This is a genomic window from Olsenella sp. An285 (genome assembly GCF_002159625.1).
GTDB lineage: Bacteria > Actinomycetota > Coriobacteriia > Coriobacteriales > Atopobiaceae > Thermophilibacter > Thermophilibacter avicola.
The window spans coordinates 323808-330139 of the sequence record NZ_NFIZ01000001.1 but is presented as its reverse complement, the minus strand read 5'-3'; the positions used below and the strand labels follow the sequence as shown (position 1 = coordinate 330139).

5 protein-coding genes are annotated in these 6332 nt (G+C 63.5%); 3 read left to right on the top strand and 2 right to left on the bottom strand.

Features of this window, described 5'->3' with window-relative positions; genetic code table 11:
• Positions 1 to 1303: hypothetical protein (locus B5F79_RS01540; protein WP_087217127.1), on the bottom strand; the 1303-nt coding region annotated here is incomplete at its 3' end.
• 1 nt (position 1304) lies between these two features.
• Positions 1305 to 3077, bottom strand: a complete 1773-nt coding sequence (locus tag B5F79_RS01535; protein WP_143786203.1) for a hypothetical protein — start codon at positions 3075 to 3077, stop codon at positions 1305 to 1307.
• A 224-nt stretch (positions 3078 to 3301) separates the two neighbouring features.
• Between B5F79_RS01535 and B5F79_RS01530 the strand changes: the two genes are divergently transcribed.
• From B5F79_RS01530 to B5F79_RS01520, 3 genes are read left to right on the top strand one after another with little or no spacing between them, the layout of a single operon-like run.
• Positions 3302 to 4042, top strand: a complete 741-nt coding sequence (locus tag B5F79_RS01530; protein ID WP_087217125.1) for a DUF4428 domain-containing protein — start codon at positions 3302 to 3304, stop codon at positions 4040 to 4042.
• 53 nt (positions 4043 to 4095) lie between these two features.
• Positions 4096 to 5388, top strand: a complete 1293-nt coding sequence (locus tag B5F79_RS01525) for an SPFH domain-containing protein (protein WP_087217124.1) — start codon at positions 4096 to 4098, stop codon at positions 5386 to 5388.
• A 27-nt stretch (positions 5389 to 5415) separates the two neighbouring features.
• Positions 5416 to 6255 carry a hypothetical protein gene (locus B5F79_RS01520; RefSeq protein WP_143786202.1) on the top strand — a complete coding sequence of 280 codons (840 nt, stop codon included), beginning with the start codon at positions 5416 to 5418 and terminating at the stop codon, positions 6253 to 6255.
• Positions 6256 to 6332: the final 77 nt, after the last annotated feature.

Sequence of the window (6332 nt, the reverse complement as noted above, 5' to 3'; positions counted from 1 at the left end):
CCCTCCCGCCCGAATCCGCACCCTCGTCCGTCGATTCGAGCCTCACCTCGACCGAAGTCGCGCGCGCGTGGCGCACGGCGTTCGTCACCGCCTCCCTCACGACGCGAACAAACGCATCCGCCACCTCGTCGCGGTCGGGAAGAGAGCCGGAAACGTCTATGCCGACACCAATCAGCTCAAACGCCTCGATGACCGACATTAGGTCTGCCTTGGGGTCGGCCTGCTCGCGCATGGCCAAGTCGGCCATGATGGTGTCAACCATCTCTCGGAGATTGCCCAGATGGCTACGAGAGAGGTCCCCGTCTTCGAGCGCGCGGTGAAGAATCGACAGACGCTGTCCGATGACGTCATGCACTCGCGCACGCATGTGGGCGAGCGCGTCGAGCTCCGCCGTCGCATCGACAACCGCAAGAGACGCGCGCAGGTGGTCCTCCACGAGCGCAAGCTCGGCGTTGGTCGCGTCAAGCTCCTCGTTGAGCTTCATGAGCTCCGTTACGTCCGTCGCGATCACGCGCCCGCAATGCCCCATCCCCAACCGGACCACATCGAACACGAGACGCCATCTGGTCGAGTTGGGGGCCGTTATCCACGCCTCGCCCACGTCACCATTTGCATCCAGCATGCACTCGTGAATCTCTCGCGCATCTGACAGCAATATCCGACGCACCTCGCACGCGTCGACGAGCACGCTCCGACACCCCAGCGTCTCGAGAAGGCCGCGCATGGCGTCGTTCATCACGAGAATCCTGCCATCCGCCTTGTAGCAGAGTATCCCCTCCTGAGCCGTGTTCACGACTTCGGCGAGCGAGAATCGCGTGACGAGCTCGCCACCACGTCGGTAGTCAAGCGCGACGCAGGCAAGCGAGCGAGACGTCATGAATGCCACGCCAATCGCCACGACCCAGGGCCACGCACTCCCGAGAAGCCATACGAAGGGAGGGAGCCAGCATGCCATGACCACAAGCTCCGCGACCATGATGGGGCGCCGCGCCACGAGCGCCAGAATCGTCCCCCAGAGAACGGGCGCGACGTTCGCCCAGCTCGCATCGATCGCCGGCACGCAAAACGAGCGCGACCACAGCGACACGTAGGCGTAGTTCGCGCAGGCCTCGCGAAGAATCACAGAGGCGAGCAGCAGGTGCACCATCAGCAGGGCCTCGTACACCAGCGTGCCGACGCGCATCGGGCTCTCTCGCCAGAGCGCCAGAACGAAGAGATGCGCCCCCTGCAAGGCCATTGCGGAGAGGCAGGCGGTACCCAGCAGCAGCAATGAGACGTCGTTGAGGTGAAACAGGACCTCCACGCTACCTCTCCTTCCTCACGACCACAACGAGCACAAGCGACCCCTCTTCCCCCGTGAGGCGATAGGCCACGTCCCTCCCATCGAGCAACACGCGCAGCTCCTGCATCTCCTCGGATTCGGCGAGGTTGCGAAGCTCCCCCGTGGAGAGCGCGAGCCGCATCTCTATCGCGCCGTCGCTGTAGTCGGAGAAGTACATCATGAGAACGGGGTCCACGCAGTACAGCGACGCGATCGAGAAGTCGTACAGGCAGTCGTACAGCACGCTCACGGCATCGACCGGGATCATCTCGCCGGTCTCGACGAGCGCTCCGCAGCTCACCCCCGCGGTCTGGAGGTCGGTAACGAGCTCACCCACGATGAGTTGGAGCTTCTCGCGCTCGAAGTCGCAGTCGCTTCGACGCGCGAGCACGATGCCGCCCTTGCGCTTGCAATACGAGATGAGCATCTTGGCAATCGTCAGCTTGAAGACCGCCTCGTCACCCGGCAGGCCCTCAACCTGGCACATGAGCTCCCGGGCCCTCCCAAGCGCCTCGGAGATGGACTGGTCAACCTCGTCGTAGAGCGCCCTTTCGCTCTCCTGCTTGCGGAGGCGCTCGCGCATCAGGCGCTCCTGCTCGAGCAGTGCACAGCTTGAGCGAAGGGCCGCGTGCCGTTGCTCGAGCACGCGTCGACGCGAGGAGATGGCCGAGATGTCCTCGGTGACCAGCGTGATGCCGCCCGAGACCCTCTGGGCGTGATACACGACATCGGGGGTCACGTCAGAGATGAGCCGTACGGGCCCCGTCGCGCACGCCTCGACGCAGGACCGCCCCTGGGGCGAGACGGGGCCGGCCTGAAACGTCGCGTAGACGGGACCATCCCCCCTCTCGGCAGAGAGGGAGAACACCTTCACGTCCATGGGGAGGGTCTGGAACAGGCGCCCGTAGTGAGCGAAGGCCGGAATGATGCCGAAGTCGAAGCACAGCTCGATTGCCACGCATACGAACCACGTATAGCTGAGAGAGAAGTTGCCCGAGAAGAAGAACGGGACGCGCAGCACGTAGGCCAATCCGTACACGACCGCCAGCGCGCAGATGAGCGACACGGTGACGATCGCGCCCCTGAGCTGCCGATACGCGTTTGCAAAAAGCAAGGCAAAGAACGCGACGAACTGACCGACGGCCATCGCATACACCGCGTAGTACAGAGGCGCGTACTCGTAATTCTCATACCAGTCGGGGTCTGTGGCACCAAAGGAGAAGACCGCGTGGTGGATCCCGTTGGTGAACACCACCACCAGAAGCAAGGCGTTGATCGCGAGGAGTGCCCTCCTGCACCTCACGACGGCAGGGCGGCCATCCACGCCGGCAGCCCGAAACGCCGTGAACACGCACAGCATGGGGACGAGCAGGATAGGAACGTAGAAGCAGTACCACAGGAGCTCGACGGCGGGGTCCCAAACCACGGCGTATTTAACGATGACGACGAGCATCCAGCCGGCAAACAACATGAAGCAGCCGGCCATGTACCTACGAACCAGAGGATCGAAGCACCGCCAGCACGAAAAGGGACCCCATATCGACAGGATGGCGACCGTCGCTGCCATGTGGGGCGTCGTGTTGTAGTGCCCAAGGGGATAGAACGCGTCCCGATCGGCCGAACGCCAGATATCGTGGTCGAGAAGACCCTCCGACAAGAGCAGCAGCACGATGATCGCAAGGGCACATGCGGCGCAGGCGACGAGGACCTGACGCCTGTCGGCAGCTCGCACGCGTGCGGCGGCCTTTCGAACCATCGAAGCAATCCCTGACATCGCGACACCCCCGCTCGGCCCGATCCTAGTCCATTGTACGCAACACCGCCCCCCGAACATGGGACATCAGGCGCGCAATACCCGCCAAGCCTGGGCCGCAGGGGCATCGCCCGCAAACGCGACGCGCTCTATCGTAAGGCCAACGCCACAAAGGCGGCAAGCCGAAGCGCCAGCGCATCGGTGGCGCCCTAGGAGAAGGGATTGCCATGGGACTCTTTGGAAGCCTCTTCGAGAAGAAGTCATGTGACATCTGCGGCAAGGAGCTCGGCCTGCTGGGAAAGCGCAAGCTGGAGGACGGCTATCTCTGCAAGGACTGCGCCGGGAAGCTCTCCCCCTTCTTCAGCGAACGCCGCAGCTCCACGGTACAGGACATCAGGGAGCAGCTTGCCTATCGCGAGGAAAACAAGGCACGCGTCTCCTCCTTCACGCCCACGCGCACGCTCGGCCAGCGAACCCGCGTGCTCATCGATGATGACGCGCGCGCATTTGCCGTCGTGCCCGCTGGGTCCGGCTGGCGCGAGGCCAACCCCGACATCATCGACTTCAGCCAGGTCACAGGCTGCATCGTCGACGTACGAGAGACGCGCACCGAAATCGAGCGCGAACTCGAGGATGGGACGAGCGTGAGCTACGACCCGCCGCGCTACGACATCGACTACGACGTATACGCAATCGTTCAGGTCAACGCCCCGTATTTCGATGAGATCACCGTCAAGGCAAACACCTCTCGCATAGAGACCCAGGGCTCCCCCGACTACCGCGAGGCCGTGCGCATAGCCGAGGAGATTCGCGAGGCGCTCCTCGGCGCTCGTGACGCGGTTCGCGACGAGGCCGTTGCCGCCGCCGCTCCCAAGGAGGCGCGTACCTGCCCGTTCTGTGGAGCCACGACCTTCCCCGACGCCAATGGCCGCTGCGAGTACTGCGGAGGAGCCATGGGCTCGGCTTAGGGGCAGCCGAGACTCACCATCCCGTCCTTCCGACACCGTCATTGGAGGCAACCATGGGACTTCTCAAGGCTGGCACCGGAGCCGTCGGCGGCGTTCTCGCCGATCAGTGGCGTGAGTTCTTCTACTGCGACTCGTTGGACGCCAACGTCCTCGCCGCGAAGGGCCAGAAGAGGACCTCAGCACACGGGCGCAGCTCAAATACCAAGGGCGAGGACAACATCATCTCCGATGGGTCAATCGTCGCCGTCAATGAGGGCCAGTGCATGATCATCGTCGAGCAGGGTGCCGTGGTCGAGGTCTGCGCCGAGCCTGGCGAGTTCGTCTTCGAGAGCTCCAGCGAGCCGAGCGTATTTGCCGGCAACCTCGGCGACAGCATCAGACGTTCGTTCGAGACGCTGGGCCGCCGCTTCACCTTTGGCGGAGACACAGGCCGTGACCAGCGCATCTATTTCTTCAACACCAAGGAGATCGTCGGCAACAAGTACGGTACGGCATCCCCGGTCCCCTTCCGCGTGGTCGACAGAAACATCGGCCTGGACGTGGACATCGCGGTGCGCTGCAACGGCGAGTACTCCTACCGCCTCGTCGACCCGCTGCTGTTCTACAAGAACGTGTGCGGCAACATCCAGGACGTCTACACCCGCGACAGGATTGACTCCCAGCTCAAGAGCGAGCTGCTCACCGCCCTGCAGCCCGCCTTCGCGAAGATTTCGGAGATGGGCATCAGGTACAGCGCCGTGCCCGGGCACACCATGGAGCTCTCTCGCGCCCTCAATGAGGTTCTGAGTGACAGCTGGGCGGAGACGCGCGGCATTCAGGTCGCGGCCTTCGGGGTGAACACCATCTCGGCGTCGCCCGAGGACGAGGCGATGATTAAGGAGCTGCAGAAGGCCGCGGTCATGCGCGATCCCACCATGGCAGCCGCGAACCTGGCAGCCGCGCAGTCCGATGCCATGCGTGCCGCCGCCTCCAACGAGGGAGGGGCCATGGCGGGATTCATGGGGCTGGGCCTCGCCGGCATGGCCGGCGGCATGGGAGCAGGCAACCTATTTCAGATGGGAGCCCAGCAGCAGGCGACCCCGCCCGCCCCTGACGCCGCACCTGCCTCACCAAACACCTGGGCCTGCGGCTGCGGCGCAGTCAACGTGGGCAAGTTCTGCATGGAGTGCGGAGCGCCCAAGCCGAGTCCCGCTGGCTCATGGACCTGTAGCTGCGGGTCCGTAAACACAGGCCGCTTCTGCCCCGAGTGCGGATCCCCGAGACCGGAGACCGCCGAATGGACATGCAGCTGCGGGGCAGTCAACACGGGCAAGTTCTGCATGGAGTGCGGAAGGCCACGCTCTTGACGGTAGCGTACGAGCAAGGAGGGCATCATGAAGAGAAATCGGTTTGTCTTGGCGCTTGCCACCGTGGTAGCGGTTTGTCTTGCCTTGGTGGGCTGCAGCGGAAGCGGCGGGGGCGGAGACCCGACAAAGGCTTTCCTAGGTACCTGGGACTTGACCGAAGCCCCGGATCTTACCTCAGAAGACATCGACCTCATGAAGGCGTTAGGCATCTATTGCTATGTTGACCTGCAGGATGAGGGCAAGGCAGAGCTCAATCTCATGGGAGAGCCTCTCGAAGGCACGTGGGAGGCGAAGAGCGCGAGCGAGTGCGACATCACCTTCGAGGGCGAGACCGCCACAGCCACTCTGGAGGACGATCTTCTCAGTCTCGACATGGACGGTGAGGTGATGTCCTTCAAGAGACTCAGCGACGAAGACGCGACCAAGCTCAAGGAAGACGCCGCGAGTGCCCTCGATTCGCTCGCGGAGTCCGAGGAAGGAGAGGATGCCGGAAGCTCCTGGGGTGACGATGAGGAGATCGTCGAGGAGGTCAATCAGCAGATCGTGAACGATGACACCTGCACTATCGAGATCGTAAACAAGAAGACCGACTGGGCGGGCGACTCCGGCTACACCCTGAGGATTACCAACAACTCCGCCTCTGACATCTCGGTAGACGCCTCGTGGGGCACCTTCTCCGTAAACGGCACCATGGCCGACCCGGTGCTGAGCGAGACCATCAAGCCCGGCTGCAACGCCGAGACATTCATGTGGTTCGCACAGAGCGACGTCCCCGACCTCGCGTCCCTCGTTTCCGTTGAGGGCAAGCTTGAGGTCTATGACGCGAACACCTACGAGACCATCGCGACGTACCCATTCGCCGCATAGGCGCTGGCATACGGCCTTCCATACGCGCGCCTGAAGCCCGCATCGGTCTGGGCGCCCTTCCAGTAGCAAGGCATCCG

What these genes read in the sequence shown, in the direction of transcription:
- B5F79_RS01535 (WP_143786203.1), bottom strand. Translation starts at nt 3,077, where the DNA reads ATGGTTCGAAAGGCCGCCGCACGCGTGCGAGCTGCCGACAGGCGTCAG.
- B5F79_RS01530 (WP_087217125.1), top strand. Translation starts at nt 3,302, where the DNA reads ATGGGACTCTTTGGAAGCCTCTTCGAGAAGAAGTCATGTGACATCTGC.
- B5F79_RS01525 (WP_087217124.1), top strand. Translation starts at nt 4,096, where the DNA reads ATGGGACTTCTCAAGGCTGGCACCGGAGCCGTCGGCGGCGTTCTCGCC.
- B5F79_RS01520 (WP_143786202.1), top strand. Translation starts at nt 5,416, where the DNA reads ATGAAGAGAAATCGGTTTGTCTTGGCGCTTGCCACCGTGGTAGCGGTT.